The sequence below is a fragment of the Wolbachia endosymbiont (group A) of Sicus ferrugineus genome, from assembly GCF_947251515.1.
Classification (GTDB): Bacteria; Pseudomonadota; Alphaproteobacteria; order Rickettsiales; family Anaplasmataceae; genus Wolbachia.
Genome location: NZ_OX366370.1, coordinates 1160385 through 1181898 on the forward strand (window position 1 = coordinate 1160385; position 21514 = coordinate 1181898).

Genomic DNA, 21514 nt, shown 5'->3' on the forward strand with positions numbered 1-21514 from the left:
GAACTTTGTTCGCAAACGAATCTAGTAGATAAATATAAAATTTTACATTAAAACATAACACTATGGTGGAACTATATACAAAATAGATCCCAGTGTCACGCACTGGGATGACAAGAGGGAGTTTTGCTATGACAAGAAAATGGCACTGGAATGACACCATTAGTTGTACATGTTGCTTTAAAATATAAAGTTCGTACAATTGTGTGTCAGTTACTGAAATGACATCTGTTGTTGTACCTTCATATGCCAAAATTTAATTAATTTTATTATTCCTCAGCCTTTTTAGGTAGCACTGAACTTCATCGTTAATCTGATTACTAAACAGTATAAGCGCTGTCATATTGATGAGAGCTAAACAAGAGAATAAAGTTCCACCAATATTGGCAATAGCCATTATGTCTTTAGAAAGACCAGAAAAAAACGCTACAATTATTACCGCTATGCGATATATCACTATACTTTTTGCACCGAATAAATATAGCCACCCCATTTCACAACAATATACAAATGAAATTACCGAAGAAAATGCAAACAAAGGTGCAGCTATGGTTAAAAGCATAGGAAACCATGGAGAAACTGTCTCAAATGCCTTTTGAGTAATTAATATCCCTTCACCAACACTAGTCTGGTATGCACCTGTTATTACTATTGTTATTCCTGTTAAACAGCAAATTAATATTGTGTCAAAGCATGGTTCTATCATAGCGACTAGTCCAGTTCTTACTGGTTCTTCATCTTTAGTTGTTGCATGAGTAATTGCAGCAGAGCCAACACCAGCTTCGCTGGCAAAAATTGCTCTTTGAATTCCAGCAACAAATGCTCCTACCATCCCTCCGCCAACAGCATTAAAATCTATCATGCTGGAAAATAATATCTTAAATGTGTGACCAAGATTGTGGATATTAAATCCAATAATAACAAGGCAGCTACATATATATATGAGTGACATAATAGGCACTAGTGCAGAAGATACTCTAGCTATCCTTTTAATTCCGCCAATAATCACTAGAGCAAGCAGCGCAGAGATTATGGAAGAAAGAAACCAAGAGTGACCATCTACCCAACTTGAACAGCCAGATAATATTGAAACCATTTGGTTGGTTTGAAACGCTACACTTCCGCCAAGACCTGATAATACAAAGAATACTGCATATATTGCAGCTAAAACAATACCAAGTTTTTTAAATCCAAATTCCTCCAGACCATTCCTTATATACTGAAAGGGACCACTAAACAATTGCTCCTGATCTTCTGTTCTATGTCTAAATGCTAAAGTCACTTCGGCAAATTTTGCTGACATACCAAAAAAACCTGTAATCATCATCCAAGACACTGCTCCTGGCCCTCCCATTGAAACTGCAATTGCGACTCCAGCAACAGTTCCAAGGCCTACTGTGCTTGAAAGTGCAGTCATAAATGCCTGAAAATGCGTAATATGACCATCATGGTGATTCGTGTCATATTTTCCACATAAAATAGCAAACGCATGCTTAAACATTCTTATGTTGAGAAACTTAAAGCGTAAGGTTAAAAATACATAACCAAAGGATAGTAGAAGAAGTATGAACGGTATATAAAAGATTTTGAAAAACAGCACTTCATTCATGAAGTTATTTATTCCATTCAACACAGCGTCATAACTTTCGTAAAAACCTGAAGCAGCGTACACATCATTAAACAATAGGCAAAATAACACCATACAAAGCAATCTATAAATCATGTTAATACCTTTTAGAATTGTAATAAGAATCTATTGTATTCAAAACTTCCCTTCTTAGTAGATATATTGCAACAGCATTTGGAATCATAAGGCACATAAACAAACTGTCACCTAGATAAGATATAAATTCTATATTCTTTGACATACAACTGATATATACTGAAACCACTATAAGAATTTGGAACAGTATCAGTATTTTTTTATTACCAAATAAGTACAGCAAAGCAACTTCACAGTAGTAACAATAAGCTATTATTGTAGAAAATGCAAAGGAAAACATCATTAGCGGAAAAACTAACTTGCTGAACAAGGGCAAAGCTGTTGAAAATACCGAACTAATTAGTGTAATATCACCCACGTTATCAGTGCTATGCATACCAGTAATAATTATCACGATACCAGTCAAAAATGAGATTAATATTGTGTCTATAAGTGGTGCAATCATTGCAACGCATCCAACTTTAATTGGATCTTCTTCTTTTACAGATGAATGTGCTATAGCTGCTGTTCCGGTACCTGCTTCGTTAGCAAACACTGATCTTCTCACTCCTGCTATTAATCCGCTCAATACTCCGCCTCCTATAGCTGATTTATTAAAGATGTCTTGGAATATTATGGATAGAGCATTCAGCAAATTACTTCTGTTTACATAAATTAAATATATACACATACCCATATATAGCACTATCATAATTGGTGCTAAGCTCGTTGAAACGAAAGCAATGCGCTTTATTCCTCCCAATATTACAATAAAGACAAGCAGGGATATAATAATAGATGCGTTGTATTCGAAGAGGTTATTTGACAATGCTGCTATCTGATTCGCTTGAAATGGTATACCGCCCAAAATCATTGCAATAAGTAGCATAATCGCATAAGTAAAGGCAAGAAATCTACCAGTTTTTACAAATCCAATTTTTGCAAGCCCGTACTTCATGTAATAAAAAGCCCCGCCAGTTGCATTTTCAGAGCGATAGGTGAATGCAAGCACCACCTCGGCAAACTTTATCGACATACCAAGTATTCCGGTAATTACCATCCAAAAAACTGCACTTGGGCCCCCTATTGTGATAGCTATTGCAACTCCTGATATTGTTCCAAGACCAACTGTTCCTGAAATTACTGTTGCAAACGCTTGAATATGAGTGATTATGCCATTGTTATTACACTTTAGATTGAATAGCGTCTGTATTCCATGCTTGAACAATCTAAAGTTAGTGAATTTGAATTGGATGGTACAAAAAACCCCAGTTGCAATTACCCAAATAATTATAAATGGAATGTTGAATATCTTTATGTACAGAAATGAATTTAACAGTTCACTTATTTTTACAATCATGCTGCTCACTACTTTTTATTACAACTTATAGCTAACGAGCTTTATACGAGTAATATATATAAAGCCCAGTGCTTACTGGAATAGTAAGTACATACACTACACCTAAAATTGGTAGCGTCATCCAGGGCTTACTGATGAAAAATATAATAAGTACTCCAAAAAATGACACAAATATATAGGATAGGCTTTTGGGAACATAAATATATTTTGCAGAGAAAGTTGGAATGTGACTTATCGAAAAAAATGAAATGGCCAGAAAGTAACAAGCTACGTTTCTTGTGTTAAAAAATCGCTCTATGAGAAGTAAGTATTCACTCTCATGAGATTGAAAGGTAATAATTATTGGTAACAAAGAAAGTAAAGCACACACTGGAGCTGGAACACCAGAAAAGAAAAATTTTTCCCAGTGTGATTGTTCTGAGTGTAGCGAAACATTAAATCTTGCAAGTCTTATTGATATGCAGATTACGTATATCATTACTAAAATCCAACCTATGACTTTGATTTCGTTTAGCTTCCAAAAATACAAAAGAAATGCAGGCGCTGCACCAAAGTTTAGAAAATCTGCAAAAGAATCAAGCTCGGCTCCAAAATTGCTAGTTGATTTTAGAATTCTAGCTATTCTGCCATCCATTCCATCTAGTATTGCTGCAATGATGATAAAAATTACTGAGAATTCCCATTGTTCATTAAATGTAAATTTAAGTGAAGTGAGACCAGAACATAAACCCAATAAAGTTATAAAATTTGGGAATAATTTAGTAATAGGTAAGGATCTACTGTTACTTTCATCGTTATTCATATAACATCAAAAGTAAGCTTCTCTTGAACGTTTTCCTTATTTAAGTTTGCTATAATTGTTTCACCACCAATAACAGTTTGCCCTTCTGAAACTCTTACTTCTATATCAGCAGGAACATAAATATTCACTCTACTACCAAATCTTATAATTCCAAACCTTTCACCTGCTTTCACATTCTGGGATACTCCTAAATTACAAACGATACGACGTGCAATTAATCCAGCTATTTGCTCCACAATAATTTCTTTTCCCTTTTCGTATTCAATCACAATAACCTGCTTTTCATTTTCATTACTAGACCTATTGCTTATTGCGGATACAAACTTGCCTTTTTTATAATTCATTTCCTTTATCGTACCAGATATTGGTATACGGTTCACATGGACGTTCAAAACACTTAAAAATATGCTAACAAGCGTGAACTTCTTCTCTTCTCCATTTTCTGCCGATAAAGGATAATTAACTTCTTCAATTTTTGAAATCACACCATCAGCAGGACTTAATATAAGATCCTTATTGTTTGGCACAGCTCTTGCTGGATCGCGAAAGAAATAAGTACACAATAATGTCGGAAACAAGCACGTAACACCAAACCCCCAAGATATAGAGAATGCTATACACGTTACTATAAAGGCAACGACTATAAATAAATAACCTTCCCTGTTTATATTAGGTAAACTAAAACACATAATCTTATTCACAATAACCTATTGTTAACAATTTATCATTTATAATTTCTCATGAAAAGCTTTTTTTAACTGCTTCAGCAAAGTCCTCTTGATACAAGGTAACATTACAGATTAGCACACACCGTCATACTGTAACAACCCATCCAACACAAACTAAGTTTAGATCAGAACACTGATTCTTCTAAAAGTTGCTCACTATCCTCGTCTATTATAATAGAATTATCATGATTTCTGAGTAAATCTCTGATTTTCATTTCTATTTCATTTGCGACTTCTTTGTTTGTTTTTAGGTAAGTTTTTACATTCTCTCTTCCTTGTCCAAGACGTGTGTTGTTATATGAATAGTAAGCACCTGCTTTTTCAAGCACACCAAGCTTTGCTCCCATATCTATTATTTCTCCGAGTTTTGATATACCTTCATTGTACATTATATCAAATTTCGCTTCTCTAAATGGAGGAGCAACTTTATTTTTTACAACTTTAACTCTTGTTTCATTGCCTGTAATATTTTCTTTATCTTTTATTACACCAACTTTTCTTATGTCAAGCCTTACAGAAGTATAGAATTTTAATGCATTTCCACCCGTGGTAGTTTCAGGATTTCCATACACTACTCCTATTTTCATACGAATTTGATTAATAAATATCAATATACAGTTTGCTTTTGAAACGGCAGAGGTTAGCTTTCGTAGCCCGTGACTTAGAAGCCTTGCTTGCAGCCCCATATGTTGATCACCCATATCACCTTCAATTTCAGCTCTTGGAGTTAACGCTGCAACAGAGTCAATAACTATCACATCAACCGCACCAGAACACACTAAGTACTCAACAATGTGTAATGCTTGTTCCCCAGTGTCTGGTTGCGAAATTACTAAATCATCAGTGCTTACCCCAAGTTTACGAGCATATAAGACATCCAATGCATGTTCTGCATCGATAAATGCGCATGATCCTCCTTTTTTTTGTGCTTCAGCAATCACGTGCAAGGCAAGAGTGGTTTTACCAGAACTCTCGGGACCAAATATTTCAATTATACGTCCTTTTGGCAAACCTCCAACACCTAGAGCCGAATCAAGCGCAATTGATCCTGTGGATATTGTGTCTATTTTCTCTACAGGGTTTTGCTTCAACTTCATTATTGCACCTTTACCAAATGCTTTTTCAATCTGGCTTATTGCGTTATCTAATGCTTTTTGCTTATCATTATTTCTTTCTTCTGAGTTGTTTGCCATGGATCATTTATTAACTTGTATAACTTCCATGGTAATCGAACGTGAACAACCTGCCAAGGGTTTTTTAATAACGAAGAACGTTATCGTAGAAAAATTAGTTACCTAAATTATATTAAGATAGAAAGTTAGATAGACTCTGCAGTGCGATACAAAATAACGATAGAATACAATGGTAGTAGTTTCTCTGGCTGGCAGAAGCAGCAACATTCTGCTAATTCAATCCAGGAAGCCATAGAAAATGCTATATTTAATTTTAGTGGTGAGAAAGTTACTTTGTACTGCGGTGGCAGGACTGATGCAGGTGTTCATGCTTTAGGACAAATTGCTCATTTTGATATGGAAAAGGAATTTGAGCTTTATAGAATAAGAAACGCAATAAATTATCATTTAAAATCAATTCCCATAGTCGTGCTTAATGCAGAAGTTGTAGATGATGCGTTTCACGCACGTTTTTCAGCAAAAAAAAGATATTACGAATACAGAATAGTTAATCGCTATGCTCCTGCGGCTCTGGAGACAGGTTATGTATGGCAAGTGTTTAACCCACTTGATGTAAATATTATGCGTGAAGCTGCTAAACATCTACTTGGAAAACATGACCTTTCAAGTTTTCGTTCAAAAGATTGTCAAGCCGCAAATCCGATGAGAACAATTGATGATATCGATATAATACAAAATGGGAATCATATACACATCAAAATATCTGCTATTTCCTTTTTACATAACCAAGTGAGGATTATTGTGGGTACTTTAGTTGAATTTGGAAAAAATAGAACTAATCCACAAGAAATGCTAAATATATTAAACCAATGCAAAAGAAATGCAGCTGGAGTTACTGCACCACCTTTTGGCTTATATTTGGTAAAGATAGATTACTAATTTAATAAAAAGTAACGTTCTTAGTGAAATAAGTAACAACACGTCATACCGCCACGGTATCTCCAGATCCTGCTAACAAGAAGCGGGATGACAAGTTTAAGTTCTCATTGGCATCACTACATATAATACACTTGAATCGTCTTCATCAGTGATAATTGTAGCACTATTACCATCGGCTAAGCTAAACTTACATTTATTTTTTATGCAGGATAGAACATCAAGTAAATAACGCGAGTTAAACCCTATTTCTATAGGGGCTTCATTGTAGTCCACTTCTATGGATTCAGTTGCATCATTGCACTCTTGAGAGTTTGAATGCAGAGTCAGCAGCTTTTCTTGTAGTGAGAATTTAATGGATTTTACTTTATCAGATACAACAACGGAAACTCGATCTATAACATCTGAAAGTTTTTTACTTTCAATAATCATATGCTTGTCTTGAGATGCTGGAATAACTGCTTTATAATTTGGAAAAGTCCCATCTATTAATTTTGATATTAGAATATATTCACCGCATGTAAACTTGATTTTTCTGTCTGAGAGTTTTACATTAATTTCATTACAATCGTCCCATATTTTTAACAGCTCCATAACAGTTTTACGTGGAATGATCACACCAAATTCGCCATTGATGTTCCCAGGCTTTGGTCTCTTTATACATGATAAACGGTGACCATCAGTTGCAACGCAGTACAGAAACTGCTCGTCTGTATGTAGATATATTCCATTTAAATTATACCTTGTATCATCTAGTGATACAGCAAATTTTGTTTTAGTTAATAAGTCTATCAGGTCCGTATTTAGTAGAATAAAATCATGTTTATAATTGTCTTCTTCAAGAGCAGGAAAGCTGCTTGAAACTACATTCGGTAAAGAAAAGTTTGCATTTCCGCAAGACATCAATAATTTTCCTTGGTTGTTTACTTCAAAATTGACATCCAAATCAGCGGGTAACTTCTTCACTATGTCATGTAAAGTATGCGCTGAAATCTTTACTTCTCCTTCTGTTAATACGGTTGCAGCAAGTGAGGCAAACATTGAAATGTCAAGATCAGTTGCCATTAATTTTATGCTGCCGTGTTGTGCTTTGATATTTATACATGCCAAAACATCTATTGCATTACGCCTTTCAACCACTCCACTTACTCTGGATAATGTATTTAAAAGACTTGTGCGGCTCACGCTAAAACGCATCTGCTCGCGCACAGAATTTTGCTTTTTGATTTCTGTATCTACACCTGCAACCTCTGACATTGCTAACTCTCAAAAATATATTTTAAATGATATCCACATCCCATATAAAGTAAAGTGCTATTTATATTTCCATTGAAAGAGTAGTCTAGTTTATACTATAGCTTGGTATTCTGTTACAATGATTTACTTTGTATGGCATAAATCATGCATTTTTTGATACGCTTTTTGAAAACCAAGTAGGGAATAAGTATCATCAGTGGTTACTGTTTTTGCTTTTCCATTCACTACCATTGATAATCCCTGCTTCATTTTTAGAATGAGATCTTGATCTATTTTTGTATGCTCTGCCCACGCAAAACTTCCCTGTATTATAGGCAGTGTATATTTAATTTTTTTGTCGATATTGAGAGCTACAGGCTCCTTATCATACTGAAAACCAGAGGTAACGCTTACCTCATCTGCTTTTTTATCAACATAACTGACCATTACATACGGCTTGCGATTGGTTGTATAATGCTCGCTTTTTGTCTTAGGGTAAGATACAATGTAACACACTTTCTCTCTATCTTCTGATGCAGTATATACAAGCCAATCTTTGTATTTTTCCTTCAATTGCACATCACTAACCGATGCAAAAGCGCCTATTGAAAAAAATATTAGAAATATAAAAAAACTACGCATGCAAACCAAATTTCAAACTTTCAGATTGTATATATCGTTTTACCTTGGCCATCGCCTGCTCAGCTAACTGTCTTATTCTTTCTCTTGAAACACAATATTTTTTACTAAGTTCATCCAGAGTTTGAGTGTTTTCACACAAGTATCTACTAATAAAAATGTCTCTTGCCCTCTCGTTAAGGCTTGCTAGTGCATTGTTTAAAATTGTTTCTTTTAATTCTTTTTCTTCATGATTCTGATAGGTTACTTCTTGACTGACCAAGTTACATGGGATCATATCTTGCAACTCCCTTTTAGAGTCATCACCTATTTTTATGCAATCGTTTAGCGACTGATCCTTACAAGCCAAACGGTAATTCATCTGCAGAACGTCTCCTTCGGATACAGAAAGCTCATTAGATATTGCTTTTATTTCTTCATTGCTTAAAGTTTCCCTGTTTGTATACTGTAAAATTCTTTTTTTTATTTTACGTAAACTAAAAAATAGTCTTCTTTGTGCTTGCGTCGTGCCTATTTTCACGAACGACCAAGATTTCAATATAAAGTCTTTTATTGAAGCTTCAATCCACCACACTGCATAAGTTGAAAAACGAAACCCTAAATCAGGATTAAACTTTTTCACTGCATGCATTAAACCCAGATTCCCTTCCATGACCAGGTCCATCAACAATAGTCCATAATTTTTGAATTTCATTGCAATTTTTACTACCAAATTCAAATGGCTGGTAATCAATTTATGAGCAGAAGAAATATCCTTATATTGGTTCCAATTTTTTGCTAATAGTACCTCTTCCTCTTGAGACAGCATAGGAAATTTTTGCACTCTAGCAATATATTGCATGAGATTGGTTCTGCTATCAACACATAAGCTTGCCATTGGGGTCAACATAACAACTTAAATTAAAACTTCATATATATAATATATTGATTTGCCAGCAAAAATTCAAGCTTTGATTTGAAAAAAGTACAAAACTTCTATCTAATTGGGATCTTAAAGACGATAAGCCCCAGCACAGCTACCTGGGTAACACTATATATGACATCCTGCCAGCGTGTAATGATGAACATTATAGTTTAAATACGTAGTAAGTGGTGTTATTCCAGTGCCTTGACACTGGAATCCACATTTCTTTTTTCTAGATCCCAGTGGGCTTTGTTGCATAGCAACGTAAGTTTTTTCCAGAGTAAATAATTTTATGCGACTATTTCAAATTTAGGCATACTAATTGCAGTAAATGTGTTCATTAAGTAGCATTTAATAAGTAGTTCCTTCTCTCTACTTGTCTCAGATTTATTCTTAAAACTAAACCCAAATATTCGCTTCAACCTTGAGAAAAATCCTTCAATATACGATCTTTTTCCGTAATTTACTTCTTCTTTCCATCTTTTTATACCATTCTCACCATGTAATTTCATTAACTGAATAGCGGCATTTCTATCAAGCATATAATCCAATTTTGGATGCTCTGCTGCGTTGTTTTTCGGAGGAATTTTCGTTTTTATGCCATATTGATTACACAGCTTATAGAGCTTTTTTCTATCATATGCCCTATCTGCATATAGTGCTTTTATAGCATATTTAACATCAAATTTCCCCAATGCTCCATAGTGATCAGAGTAAACGCCATTACTGTATTTTGTAGCTATGACTTGTTTGCTCAACATTATGTGCAATTTTCTTACTTGTTTATAGCCGCGGTACTCTCTATCTTTGCTATTTTCTTTGCTGTGTGTTGTTGTATATACTAATGCCTGCACTGTCTATAGCAATTTCGATATCTTCCATGTTATTTTTATCAACTCTGCAATCATTGATCTTAATATCAAGTTTCTTTTGATGCTTGTAAATAGCTGCAAATCTCTTCCTATTTGTTGCAAATATCATTTTATAAACCCGACTGTTTGTCTTAAGCCAATTCTAAAAAGATTAACGATTATATGCACCAAAATTACAACTTTATCACTATAAATATAGTTGCTACCCTGCATTTTTGGCCCAATTTCATACCAATTTTCTATGGCTTCGTTAATATAATGAAAAATATTTCCTCTTTTTTCTAGAAATTTGTTATATTCTCTATGGTTACTGACTCTCATTTTTTGTGGCATATTTATCCTTAAATCGTCATTTTATAATGAATTTAGTCAGTAATCACTAGTTTTTCTGCTGCTATGCAACAAAGCCCACTGGGATCTAGGAATTTTGATTGGATACTGAGTCGGTGAGTATAAAAGTATAGCTAACGCGAGCTCTGCGTCATGCCGCCATGGTATCTCAGCAGATCCCACTAACAAGCAGCGGGATGACGATTGTCAGGGTGTCATCCCAGTGCCCAGACACTGGGATCCAGGAAACTTAACTCTACACCAAATAAATGTACAATAAGAACTAGATTCCAGTGTCAAGCACTGGAATGACATCATCTTGGATAGCGTCACGCACTGCCCAGTTCATGTTAGCCATAAATATTTAAGAAATTTACCAAATGGAAAAAAAAGGCAAAAGAAGCCCCGTGGTTGGCTAGTTATACTAATTCCCATTACAAGGCAAACAGATGGACAATGATGGAAGAAAAGCCATAATGAAGCAAGTAAAATAGTTGAGGTATAAATGGCATTAAGATTAAAATTATTGGATGAAAAAGTAGTAGAATCAGCAAAAGAAATGCTGAAGAAAGTAAGGAACAATGCATATGTTTCAAAAAAACTAAATGCTGTAATTGCAGCAAAAAAGCACAATATAGCGGCTGTAGCAAAAATATATTGCATTTCAAGAAGCGCACTAACTTCGTGGGTAAAACTCTTGAAATTTGGCAGAAAAGAAAAACTGTTTACTCCTCCACAACGGCGTAGAAAAACTAAATTAAATCAGGATCAACTACGGCAAATTGAAGAGTGGATAGAAGAAAATCCTAATATTACCATTAAAGAAATGAGAATAAGAATCCAGGAAAAGTTCGGATTAAATATCAGCAAATCTACAGTACACCGCTATATGCAAAAGATGAAATTCTCATATATTACACCCAGACCAGTTCATAATGGACAAGATAAAAGCAAACAAGAGGAATTCAAAAAAAAATCTCAATGGAGCTATTAGCAAGTATCCAGAAAAAGAGCTATTTTTCTTTGATGAATCAAGGTTTGGCACACATTCAAAGGTTGGACATGGGTGGTTCAAAAAGGGGATTAGAACACAGGTTAAAACAAAATTAGTTAGGCAAAATTTCTATCTCTATAGTGCGGTTAATCCTAGAAATGGAGAGAGTTCTAGCTTATTTGCACCAAATGTCAACACTGATTGCATGAACATATTTCTTGAGCAGATGTCGCAATATCTAGAAACACGAGAGGCTTTTCTCGTTATGGACTGTGCTAGTTGGCATAGGTCAAAAAATTTAAAGGTACCTAAAAATATCGACATTATATACCTACCTACATATTCACCTGAGCTAAATCTTGTTGAGAGGCTTTGGTTATATATAAAACAGAACATTTTGCGCAATAAAATATACGATACAATTGCTCTGCTTTAGGGTGCTTTGTGCAAATTTATTACTTCTCTTGCCAGCTCCACAATTAAACAACTCTGCAATTTCTCCTATTTGACTGACCAATAATGAGAATTGGTATTACTTACATTATACTTTCAAGTATGGCGTTTTTTTATTCTAAACGCTGCGATTCAGCTGCTTTTAAATGCAGTTAACCTAAATTATAAACGTTAAGAAATTTACTAAGTGGAAAAAAAGGCAAAGAAACCCCAGGGTAGCTAGTATTCAAATTCTCCCTTGTCTATTTGACGTCTTTTACTGTCTTAAACGCTTTATAAGCGCGTTTCGGCTTGTATAGGTAGAAACCTAAAAGTTTTATAAAGACATGAGGTGCACATAGTGCAAAAAATTAAGCATGATTTACGCCAAATACATTAAGTTTTTTTGTCATTAATCCACTGCAGAGATTGCGAAGATAAATAAATAGCTTCAGTGTTATGATAAGGGGGCTGGCGGAGTTTGTCAAGTAGTTTTGCACTGTGAAAACAATTATCACAAAAATCCTATATCACCGGTCATGAATACGTTATTTGCCCATTCGATTAATAACTTACCTCCTGGTAAATCTACTGAAGTCTGTTGGGCAGTCAGATATCCACGTAGTGTGGATGCAACAAGTGCTGCACAGGCTGCACTACCGCATGATGCAGTAATGCCTGTACCTCTTTCCCAAACTCTTAAAGCTATTTCTCCAGACTTTTCAACTTGTGCAATACTAATATTAATTTTCTGAGGAAATAGTACGTGATTTTCTAGCTTTGGTCCTAAATTTCGCAATGGTATTTCACTTATGTTATCAACAAAAAAAACTATATGAGGGTTACCAATATTTACTGCAACAGGATCTTTTAGCATTTCAAGTTCTATAGGTAAGTGAAGAGTGTCACACTCAGTAGACAAGGGAATTTCATGCCATTTTAGCAAAGGTTTACCCATGTTAACCTTTATGGATTTATCACCAACTTTAAAACACTCTAAAATGCGTTTGTTTACCAGCTCAATAGTGATATACTCAGTACCTTTTTCTGACATTATCAAATATCCAACACAGCGTGCTGCGTTTCCGCACATTTCAGCTCGACTACCATCAGCATTATAGATATGTATAAAGCAGTCTGCAGCATTAGACATTGTTATAATTATCACTTGATCACAACTGCTTTGATCAGCAATTTGTCTATAGTTCCAGTCTAAATTGTTTGTTGAACATGAGTCTATGATAACAAAATTATTGCCAGTACCGTGCATCTTGATAAAATTTTTAGGACCTTGGCCACTCATCATAAAAAAATATTTCTTCTATTGGTCTTCTTTTTTTCTTACTTGTTTCAGCGCCCTCTTCTTCGTAACCAACCGCTATCATTGACATTACATTAAAATCATCGGATATGTTGAATCTTTCTACTATTTTATCTCTATCAAATCCACCCATTTGATGAGCCATTAAGTTCACAGATGCAGCCTGTAGCATAAGTGCATAATTTGCTGCACCAGTATCATGACTAGCCCAAAGATTTTCTCCTTTACCTCGTTTACGGAAGTTTTTAGCACTTAAAGATATGATTAACACTTGTGCATCTTTTGCCCATTTTTGATTAGATTCATCAAGACAATTTAGCAGCTTTTCCCATGCGCTTTGATTGTTCTGTTTGTTGCATATCACATATCTCCAAGGTTCATCACCAAAACATGAGGGAGTCAGCCTTACAGCTTCCATTAAAATATACATGTCTTCCTGAGATATTGCTCTTGTAGTATCGTATGAACGTCCGCTGTGTCTTGCTTTCATCAACGATAATAGATCTTGTTTACTCATCATTTTTAATTTAATAGTGCATAAATAATTCATTGTAGCACAATATGAGCAAAATTTAAATTGCAAAACCTCTTATACACATATATTATATTTAATAAGTTATTTTTATTGGGAAGGTATGTTTATAACACAATCTAGTAGCAGATTAACACTGGCTGAAATATTGTCTTGCGTTTTACTTTTATTCTTGATGGCTCAAATAAGCGTACCATTGCAGCCTGTGCCTATCACATTGCAAACTTTAGGAGTAATGCTTATTGGGCTTAAATTTAACCGCAGAACAGCATTCTATTCTGTGCTTACATATCTATCACTTGGTGCAGCAGGATTTCCTGTTTTTGCGAATTTTTCTGGTGGTTATCACATTTTTCTCGGACCAACAGGTGGATATTTAATTGGCTGTTTAGTTGCTGTTATGGTAATGAGCAAAGTAAATGAATTACTGAACTCTAAATATAAATCATTTGTGTGTAATTCTTTAAGTTGTCTGGCTGGTACAGTTGTAATCTTTATTTGTGGTGTTAGTTGGCTTGCTGTTTACTTGGGTCTGGGACAAGCAATAATGGTGGGTGTTTTACCATTTATCCTTCCTGGTTTGGTAAAAATTTTTCTACTTGTAGCAGCTTTGCAATATTTGAAAAAATGATAAAATTCCGCCCTCATCATTTCATGTGCACCCTCGCGTTTCGGGGATATGGGTATTCTCAGGGTTTTGTAGAAAATTATAAAAAGATAGCAAGCAAAGTAATTAGTGATTCTAACACTCAAATCAAAGTAGTCGGCAATCTTGATAGTATTTGTAGTGCTTGCCCAAACCAGATTAAACAAGGTAAATGCACCACACAAGCTAAAGTTTTAGAGCTAGATAGAAGGCATATGGGAATTTTAGGAATAAAAATTGGCGAGACTTTAACTTGGAATGAGGCGGTAAAAAAGATCAGAGAGAAAATGTCTTTAAAGAAATTTGATTACGCATGTGAGGGGTGCAACTGGCAGCCATATGGAATATGTAAAAATGCCCTTTTAAATTGTCATTCCTATAAAGGTAGTTGACAAAATGTTAAGATAAATTGAAGCATTTTTGTGGAAATAGACTTCTTGCACTACCTCCCAAGCCACAACTGTCATTCAGTAGAAACAAAAACTTGCTTGACAAACTCCGCCAGCCCCCTTATCACAACACTGAAGCTATTTATTTATCTTCGCAATCTCTGCAGTGGATTAATGACAAAAAAACTTAATGTATTTGGCGTAAATCATGCTTAATTTTTTGCACTATGTGCACCTCATGTCTTTATAAAACTTTAGGTTTCTACCTATACAAGCCGAAACGCGCTTATAAAGCGTTTAAGACAGTAAAAGACGTCAAATAGACAAGGGAGAATTTGAATACTAGCTACCCTGGGGTTTCTTTGCCTTTTTTTCCGCTCAGTAAATTTCTTAACGTTTATAATTTAGGTTAGTCGCATTTAAAAGCAGCTAAATTGCAGCGTTTAGAACAAAAAACGCCAATATTTTGAAGTACATATAAATAACTAGCCAACCATGGGGCTTCTTTTGCCTTTTTTTCACTCGGTAAATTTCTTAATGTTTGTAGCTAAAGCAATTTAAGAGACCGAAAATGGTGTCATTCCAGCGCGTGACGCTGGAATCTAGTCTTTATTATGCAGCCACTTATTTAAAGTTAAGTTTTCTGGATCCAAGTAGTCTGGGCACTGGGATGACACCTTGACAATCGTCATCCCGCTACGTGTTAGCGGATGAGATACCGCGGCGGTATGACGTAGGGGTTGCCGAGAACTTGTCATTCCAGTCTGGAATCCAGTTTTCTTTACAAATTCACCAAAAGTGCTTCATTCTATAACGCAAAACCCATACTTACCAAACCCAATGCATTACTTGCAATTAAGTTTCCTGGATTCCAGATTAGAATGACACCGTCATAAAAGAACCAGTGTCAGCTACTTGCATGACACCTTCCTGATAGACAATGTTCGTACAGTGTCAGCTACTCATACCAATTCTCATTGTTGGTCAGTCAAATAGGAGAAATTGCAGAGTTGTTTAATTGTGGAGCTGGCAAGAGAAGTAATAAATTTGCACAAAGCACCCTAAAGCAGAGCAATTGTATCGTATATTTTATTGCGCAAAATGTTCTGTTTTATGTATAACCAAAGCCTCTCAACAGGATTGAGTTCAGGTGAATATGGAGGTAGGTATATAATCTCAATATTTTTAGCTACCTTTAAATTTTTTGACTTATGCCAACTAGCACAGTCCATAACAAGAACAGCTTCTCTTGTCCCTAGATATTGCGACATTTGCTCAAGAAATACATTCATGCAATCAGTGTTAACATTTAGTGCAAATAAGCTAAAACTCTCTCCATTTTTAGGATTAACTGCACTGTAGAGATAAAAATTATGCCTACCTAATTTTATTTTAACCCGAGTCCTAGTGCCTTTTTTAAACCATCCATGCCCAACTTTCGAATGTGTGCCAAACCTTGATTCATCAAAGAAAAATAGCTCTTTTTCTGGATACTTGCCAATAACTTCATTGAGATTTTTTTTTGAATTCCTCTTGTTTACTTTTATCTTGTACGTTGTGTACTGGTCTTGGTGTAATATATGAAAATTTCATCTTTTGCATATGGCGGTGTACTGTAGATTTGCTGATATTTAATCCGAACTTTTCCTGGATTCTTATTCTCATTTCTTTAATGGTAATATTAGGATTTTCTTCTATACATGCTTCAATTTGCTGTAGTTGAGCCTGATTTAATTTAGTTTTTCTACGGCGTGATGGAGGAGCAAACAGTTTTTCTTCTCTGCCAAATTTCAAGAGTTTTATCCACGAAGTTAGTGCGCTTCTTGAAATTCAATATATTTTTGCTACAGCCGTTATACTATGCTTTTTTGCCGCAATTACAGCATTTAGTTTTTTTGAAACATATGCATTGTTCCTTACTTTCTTCAGCATTTCTTTTGCTGATTCTACTACTTTTTCATCCAATAATTTTGATCTTAATGCCATTTATACCTCGCTACTTCACTTACTTTAGTATGGCTTTTTTCCCATTATTGTCTATCCGTTCTTTGTATAGTGGGAATTGGTATTAAATTTAGATATTGCAATTATACCTAAAATACTATAATTTTTAGTAAAGCTAGCATAAAGATTGAATAACAAACGGTGCCACAAAAGTAGTTGACACACAACTGCACGAACATTCTAATATGGTACAACGTTACAACGATGTCATGAAAGTAGCTGACACATAACTGTACGAACATTGAGATATAAGAGTAATTGTACCAAGAAAAAAGATGTCATCCGAGTAGCTTGACTACTTGGATCCAGGAAAAAGGAGGGTGTTATGCAAATAGCTGGCACTGGTTTCCATCCAAGACGGTGTCATCCGAGTAGCCCCTTCGGTGTCATTCCAGTGCTTGACGCTGGAATCCAGATTGGATACTGAGTTGGTGAGTATAAAAGTGTTGTGTTATGGCTAACGCTGACTCTACGTCATACCGCGATTCATTCGCGGTATCTCTTAGCATAGATCCCGCTAACAAGCAGCGGGATGACGATTCTTCAAATCGTCAAGGTGTCATCCCAGTGCCCTGACTACTTGGATCCAGGAAACTTAACTTTAAATAAGTGGCTGCATAATAAAGACTAGATTCCAGCGTCACGCGCTGGAATGACACCATTTTCGGTCTCTTAAATTGCTTTAGCTACAAACATTAGGCAAATAAAAAAAAGGCAAAAGAAGCCCTTGTCATTGTCTATTTTCTATTTTCTGTATTGGCGTTTTTTTAAGTCTTAAACACTGCAATTTAGCTGCTTTTAAGTGCAACTCACCTTAGTTTAAATGTTTAAGAAATTTACTAAGCAGAAAAAAAGGCAAAAGAAATCCCGTGTTAGCTAGTTGTCACTCTCTAATCCTGCAAATCGGCGTACTATACTGTCTTAAACGACTTATAAGCGCGTTTCAGCTTATATGGGTAAAAACCCAGAAATGTTGTGAAGACATAGGGTGCACATAGTGCAAAAAATTAAAAATAAGACGCCAATCACGTAATACTGTTATCGTTTAATCTGCACAGATTGAAGATAAATGAATATCTTCAGTATAATGATAAGGGGGCTGGCGAAGGGTGTCAAGTAAGTTTTTTCGTTTCTAACGGTTGTTGCCAAAAACTATACAAGAAGTCTTTTAAGATCAATCACTTATCTTCAAAGCTTGAATAAAAGCATTCTGTGGAATATTTACGTTCCCTATAGAATGCAACCTTTTTTTACCCTTCTTTTGCTTTTCAAGCAGTTTCATTCTTCGTGTCACATCTCCACCATAGAGTTTAGCTGTTACATCTTTTCTATATGGATTAATCGTTTCTCTGGCAATAATTTTTCCGCCCACTGCAGCTTGAATCGCGATTTTATATTGCTGACGTGGTATTAGATCCTTCAAGCGTGCGCATATTTCACGCCCCCTTTTTTCTGCTCTGCTTTTGTGAGCGATACAAGCCAGTGCATCTACGGGCTCTCCATTAATTAAAAAGCTTAATTTATCTATTTGACTTACCAGATAGCTGGAAATTTCCCAATCCAAACTTGCATACCCCCTGGAAATTGATTTTAATCGATCATAAAAGTCAAAAACAACTTCAGACAGTGGTAACTTATATCTTAACAATGCTGTTGTTGTGTTACCAATGTAAGATAAATCTTCCTGTTCTCCCCTCCTCTCTTCACATAATGATAGAATCTCACCTAAATATTGGTCAGGGAACATTATGGTTGCAGTAATCCACGGCTCTTCTACCATTTCAATCTTTGTTGGATCTGGCATGTCACTAGGATTATGAATGCTAAGAACTTCACCACCTTGCGTTGTAACCTTATATATAACACTCGGTGCAGTTGCTGTTAGATCTAAATCAAATTCTCTCTCGAGCCTTTCTTGAATAACTTCAAGATGCAACATTCCCAAAAAACCACAACGAAATCCATAGCCTAGCGCATTTGAAGTTTCTGCTTCAAAAGTAAAACTTGCATCATTCAAATGTAATTTTTCCAGTGCTTCTCTTAAATATTTAAAGTCGTCCGTTTTATTAGGAAAAATACTACAAAATACCACAGGGTGCACTTCTTTAAAACCAGGCAATGCCTCGCTGCACGGTCTTTTCTCTTCAGTAATAGTGTCTCCCACTCTACAGTCTGCAACTTCCTTCATTGAAGCAGTGATAAAACCAACTTCACCTGCTGAGAGTTCACCTGTCATTACTTTTTTAGGAGTAAAAATACCGATATTGTCCACTTGGTATGTAGAGTTATTAGACATCATAACAATCTTCATGCCCTTTTTTAGCACTCCATTTTTAATTCGTACTAAAATTACTACTCCCAAATAAGTGTCATACCAACTATCAACTAAAATTGCCTGTAGTGGAGCATTCACATCACCTTGAGGAGCTGGAAGTTTTGTCACTATAGCTTCTAATACATCCCTTATTCCCAGACCAGTCTTGGCTGATATTAAAACTGACTCACTTGCGTCAATGCCAATTACTTCCTCAACCTGGAGTTTTACCTTTTCTGGATCTGCAGCAGGGAGATCAACTTTATTGAGTACAACTATTATTTCATGATTGTTGTCAATTGCCTTGTATACATTTGCAAGAGTCTGAGCTTCAACACCTTGACTGCTATCTACCACTAAAAGTGAGCCTTCACACGCTGCTAAACTTCGACTTACTTCATACGAAAAGTCAACATGACCTGGAGTGTCCATGAGATTTAAGCAATATTGATTACCATCATTTGCAGTATAGTTGAGCCTTACCGTCTGTGCTTTAATTGTAATCCCACGTTCGCGTTCTATATCCATCGAATCAAGCACTTGATTGGTCATTTCTCTTGCTTCAAGGCCGTTACATTTCTCTATTAAACGGTCAGCAAGCGTTGACTTACCGTGGTCTATATGCGCTATTATTGCAAAATTTCTTATGTTGTTCATTTATGGCTATTTTATTTAAGTAGAACCATTTTACATTTTAAGTGTTGTGAGGGCAATTATTTATTAAGAGACTATTTACTCCTTCAACATAAACGACACTTTTTTCGAGCAGGAAATCACTTTATTAACCATATAGTTTTCATGATTATTATCTATTTTAGGCAACTCATACAGATAATTTACCATCATCCCAGCCGACTGACTAATACCCTTTTCAGAAGTATCCGCCATCCAGTTTAATTGTTTTATCGATGCACCATTGCTTAAATGAAAATGCGCCACTGGATCATAGGCACTTCCATTATTGCTCTTAACCTTGAGCAAGTAATATGCACATAGTTTAAGCAAGCACTGTTTTTCACATTCAACGTTAATTTTTAATTGCTCTGCACTTTCTAAAATTTCTGCACTAGATTGTTTTATATTTAGTTTGCCCAATAAAGTGACATCTTGGTTTAGATTGTTTTTTAGCCATTTCGTAAAGCCAGGTATTGGAGAAAGAGTTGCGTATGTTTTTATACTTTTAAACTCTTGCGATAGCTTTTCTACAACCCTTTTGATCAAAAAATTACCAAGGCTGATTCCAGATAACCCTGCTTGAGTATTTGATATTGAGTAGAATATAGCAGTGCTTGCACTACTTGGATCACTTGAAGGTACTGCTTCATCTAAAAGGTGTTGAATGCTATCTGCAATCTTATTCACCAATGCAACCTCTACAAAAATTAGAGGTTCGTTTGGTATTTTGTAATGAAAGAAAGCAAAACAGAGACGATCAGAATCTAGTCTGTTTTTTAAGTCATCCCAAGAGGAAATTTTATGCACAGCTTCATATTTTATAAGTTTTTCTAGCAATGATGCAGGTGAATCCCAGGTGATTTGACGAAGATCGAGTAGATCAACATCAACCCAAGTATAGAGTATATTTTTTAATTCATTCTCTAGTGGATTCAAACTTCTATATTGGTTCTTTAGCTTAAGCACATCAGAACGCATATCAACAATAAACTTGAGGCCTTCTGGTAGAGAAATAAATTGCTTCAATATTTTAGAACGCGGTGATTCAAGAATTTTTATTAAATCCTGTTCAAATTTATAGTTTAACTCGGGATCTTGATTTTTCTTGTACTCTTTTATTTTCTCATCTATTTCTTCTTTATGTAGACTAAATTTTTCTGCCAGGGTTTGCAGAAATTTTATTTTACCTTTCTCTGATAAGCTTAAGTACAAATTACCAAGAGATACAGCATTCTTACGTGCTGAAACCTCCCCTCCCTTTGGATTTAAGCACTCGTTCATCTTCAAGACTAAACTATCGATATCGCGACTGTTGCTTAAATCAGGACCGATGTTACCAATCCACGATCTTACAGCATCTGCCACTTCACCTAGTATTTTAAAAAAGCTTCTTACCGCTTTTTTGTCTTCAACTTTCACTATATCAGTTTTTACCAATGATTCTTTTGTCATAGATTTCCTTTATTATACATGGCTAATGCAAGTCAGGTTTCCCTACGTCATACCGCCGTGGTATCTCTAGATCCCGCTAACAAGCAGCGTGATGACGAATTTGTCGTTTGTCAAAT

At 35.3% G+C, this 21514-nt stretch carries 15 protein-coding genes and 3 pseudogenes; 4 read left to right on the forward strand and 14 right to left on the reverse strand.

Annotation, left to right across the window (positions count from 1 at the left end; translation table 11 throughout):
- Window positions 1-253: 253 nt before the first annotated feature.
- From OPR24_RS05840 to recA, 5 genes are all read right to left on the reverse strand, one after another.
- Window positions 254-1720: an alanine/glycine:cation symporter family protein gene (locus tag OPR24_RS05840; protein ID WP_265033137.1), complete on the reverse strand. Its 1467-nt coding sequence runs from the start codon at window positions 1718-1720 to the stop codon at window positions 254-256.
- Between the two features lies 1 nt (window position 1721).
- Window positions 1722-3059 (reverse strand): alanine/glycine:cation symporter family protein, encoded by a 1338-nt coding sequence (locus OPR24_RS05845; RefSeq protein WP_265033138.1) that lies wholly within the window; start codon window positions 3057-3059, stop codon window positions 1722-1724.
- 31 nt (window positions 3060-3090) lie between these two features.
- A complete protein-coding gene (locus OPR24_RS05850) occupies window positions 3091-3861 on the reverse strand; it encodes a CDP-alcohol phosphatidyltransferase family protein (RefSeq protein WP_265033139.1) in 771 nt (256 codons plus the stop codon).
- Window positions 3858-4550 (reverse strand): phosphatidylserine decarboxylase, encoded by a 693-nt coding sequence (locus tag OPR24_RS05855; RefSeq protein WP_265034017.1) that lies wholly within the window; start codon window positions 4548-4550, stop codon window positions 3858-3860. Before OPR24_RS05855 ends, OPR24_RS05850 begins: the two co-directional genes overlap by 4 nt.
- A 164-nt stretch (window positions 4551-4714) precedes the next feature.
- A complete protein-coding gene (gene recA, locus OPR24_RS05860; protein ID WP_264687864.1) occupies window positions 4715-5782 on the reverse strand; it encodes a recombinase RecA in 1068 nt (355 codons plus the stop codon).
- A gap of 141 nt (window positions 5783-5923) precedes the next feature.
- On the opposite strand from recA, the gene truA reads away from it, so the two are divergent.
- Complete coding sequence (truA, locus tag OPR24_RS05865; protein WP_265033140.1) at window positions 5924-6661, forward strand: tRNA pseudouridine(38-40) synthase TruA; 738 nt, start codon at window positions 5924-5926, stop codon at window positions 6659-6661.
- Between the two features lie 96 nt (window positions 6662-6757).
- Here the strand turns inward: truA and dnaN are convergent, their stop codons facing one another.
- The 4 genes and pseudogenes from dnaN to OPR24_RS06655 form a co-directional block, all read right to left on the reverse strand.
- Window positions 6758-7915, reverse strand: a complete 1158-nt coding sequence (gene dnaN / locus OPR24_RS05870; protein ID WP_265033141.1) for a DNA polymerase III subunit beta — start codon at window positions 7913-7915, stop codon at window positions 6758-6760.
- Window positions 7916-8038: 123 nt separating this feature from the next.
- On the reverse strand, window positions 8039-8536 hold the full coding sequence (locus OPR24_RS05875) for an invasion associated locus B family protein (protein WP_265033142.1): 498 nt from the start codon (window positions 8534-8536) through the stop codon (window positions 8039-8041).
- Window positions 8529-9422: an RNA polymerase factor sigma-32 gene (locus OPR24_RS05880; RefSeq protein WP_265033143.1), complete on the reverse strand. Its 894-nt coding sequence runs from the start codon at window positions 9420-9422 to the stop codon at window positions 8529-8531. The genes OPR24_RS05875 and OPR24_RS05880 overlap by 8 nt, the downstream gene beginning before the upstream one ends.
- Window positions 9423-9727: 305 nt before the next feature.
- A pseudogene (locus OPR24_RS06655) lies at window positions 9728-10642 on the reverse strand (IS5 family transposase).
- Window positions 10643-11144: 502 nt separating this feature from the next.
- On the opposite strand from OPR24_RS06655, the pseudogene OPR24_RS05900 reads away from it, so the two are divergent.
- A pseudogene (locus tag OPR24_RS05900) lies at window positions 11145-12153 on the forward strand (IS630 family transposase).
- Between the two features lie 426 nt (window positions 12154-12579).
- Here OPR24_RS05900 and dapF read toward each other — a convergent pair.
- Both dapF and OPR24_RS05910 read right to left on the reverse strand, forming a co-directional pair.
- Window positions 12580-13368: a diaminopimelate epimerase gene (dapF, locus tag OPR24_RS05905; protein WP_265034018.1), complete on the reverse strand. Its 789-nt coding sequence runs from the start codon at window positions 13366-13368 to the stop codon at window positions 12580-12582.
- Window positions 13349-13936, reverse strand: a complete 588-nt coding sequence (locus OPR24_RS05910; protein WP_265033145.1) for a nitroreductase family protein — start codon at window positions 13934-13936, stop codon at window positions 13349-13351. Before OPR24_RS05910 ends, dapF begins: the two co-directional genes overlap by 20 nt.
- 85 nt (window positions 13937-14021) lie before the next feature.
- On the opposite strand from OPR24_RS05910, the gene OPR24_RS05915 reads away from it, so the two are divergent.
- Both OPR24_RS05915 and OPR24_RS05920 read left to right on the forward strand, forming a co-directional pair.
- Window positions 14022-14549 carry a biotin transporter BioY gene (locus tag OPR24_RS05915; protein WP_265033146.1) on the forward strand — a complete coding sequence of 176 codons (528 nt, stop codon included), beginning with the start codon at window positions 14022-14024 and terminating at the stop codon, window positions 14547-14549.
- Window positions 14546-14956 (forward strand): DUF1284 domain-containing protein, encoded by a 411-nt coding sequence (locus OPR24_RS05920; protein WP_320157119.1) that lies wholly within the window; start codon window positions 14546-14548, stop codon window positions 14954-14956. The genes OPR24_RS05915 and OPR24_RS05920 overlap by 4 nt, the downstream gene beginning before the upstream one ends.
- Before the next feature lie 971 nt (window positions 14957-15927).
- Here OPR24_RS05920 and OPR24_RS05925 read toward each other — a convergent pair.
- From OPR24_RS05925 to OPR24_RS05935, 3 genes and pseudogenes are all read right to left on the reverse strand, one after another.
- Window positions 15928-16939, reverse strand: a pseudogene (locus tag OPR24_RS05925) (IS630 family transposase).
- Between the two features lie 1192 nt (window positions 16940-18131).
- Window positions 18132-19928 (reverse strand): translation elongation factor 4, encoded by a 1797-nt coding sequence (gene lepA, locus OPR24_RS05930; RefSeq protein WP_265033149.1) that lies wholly within the window; start codon window positions 19926-19928, stop codon window positions 18132-18134.
- 75 nt (window positions 19929-20003) lie between these two features.
- Window positions 20004-21398, reverse strand: a complete 1395-nt coding sequence (locus tag OPR24_RS05935; protein WP_265033151.1) for a malonyl-CoA decarboxylase — start codon at window positions 21396-21398, stop codon at window positions 20004-20006.
- Window positions 21399-21514 lie beyond the last annotated feature (116 nt).

Bases quoted from the DNA above. Each gene is read 5' to 3' on its own strand.
- OPR24_RS05840 (WP_265033137.1), bottom strand. From the start codon at position 1,720: ATGATTTATAGATTGCTTTGTATGGTGTTATTTTGCCTATTGTTTAAT.
- OPR24_RS05845 (WP_265033138.1), bottom strand. From the start codon at position 3,059: ATGATTGTAAAAATAAGTGAACTGTTAAATTCATTTCTGTACATAAAG.
- OPR24_RS05850 (WP_265033139.1), bottom strand. From the start codon at position 3,861: ATGAATAACGATGAAAGTAACAGTAGATCCTTACCTATTACTAAATTA.
- OPR24_RS05855 (WP_265034017.1), bottom strand. From the start codon at position 4,550: ATGTGTTTTAGTTTACCTAATATAAACAGGGAAGGTTATTTATTTATA.
- recA (WP_264687864.1), bottom strand. From the start codon at position 5,782: ATGGCAAACAACTCAGAAGAAAGAAATAATGATAAGCAAAAAGCATTA.
- dnaN (WP_265033141.1), bottom strand. From the start codon at position 7,915: ATGTCAGAGGTTGCAGGTGTAGATACAGAAATCAAAAAGCAAAATTCT.
- OPR24_RS05875 (WP_265033142.1), bottom strand. From the start codon at position 8,536: ATGCGTAGTTTTTTTATATTTCTAATATTTTTTTCAATAGGCGCTTTT.
- OPR24_RS05880 (WP_265033143.1), bottom strand. From the start codon at position 9,422: ATGTTGACCCCAATGGCAAGCTTATGTGTTGATAGCAGAACCAATCTC.
- dapF (WP_265034018.1), bottom strand. From the start codon at position 13,368: ATGAGTGGCCAAGGTCCTAAAAATTTTATCAAGATGCACGGTACTGGC.
- OPR24_RS05910 (WP_265033145.1), bottom strand. From the start codon at position 13,936: ATGAATTATTTATGCACTATTAAATTAAAAATGATGAGTAAACAAGAT.
- OPR24_RS05915 (WP_265033146.1), top strand. From the start codon at position 14,022: ATGTTTATAACACAATCTAGTAGCAGATTAACACTGGCTGAAATATTG.
- OPR24_RS05920 (WP_320157119.1), top strand. From the start codon at position 14,546: ATGATAAAATTCCGCCCTCATCATTTCATGTGCACCCTCGCGTTTCGG.
- lepA (WP_265033149.1), bottom strand. From the start codon at position 19,928: ATGAACAACATAAGAAATTTTGCAATAATAGCGCATATAGACCACGGT.
- OPR24_RS05935 (WP_265033151.1), bottom strand. From the start codon at position 21,398: ATGACAAAAGAATCATTGGTAAAAACTGATATAGTGAAAGTTGAAGAC.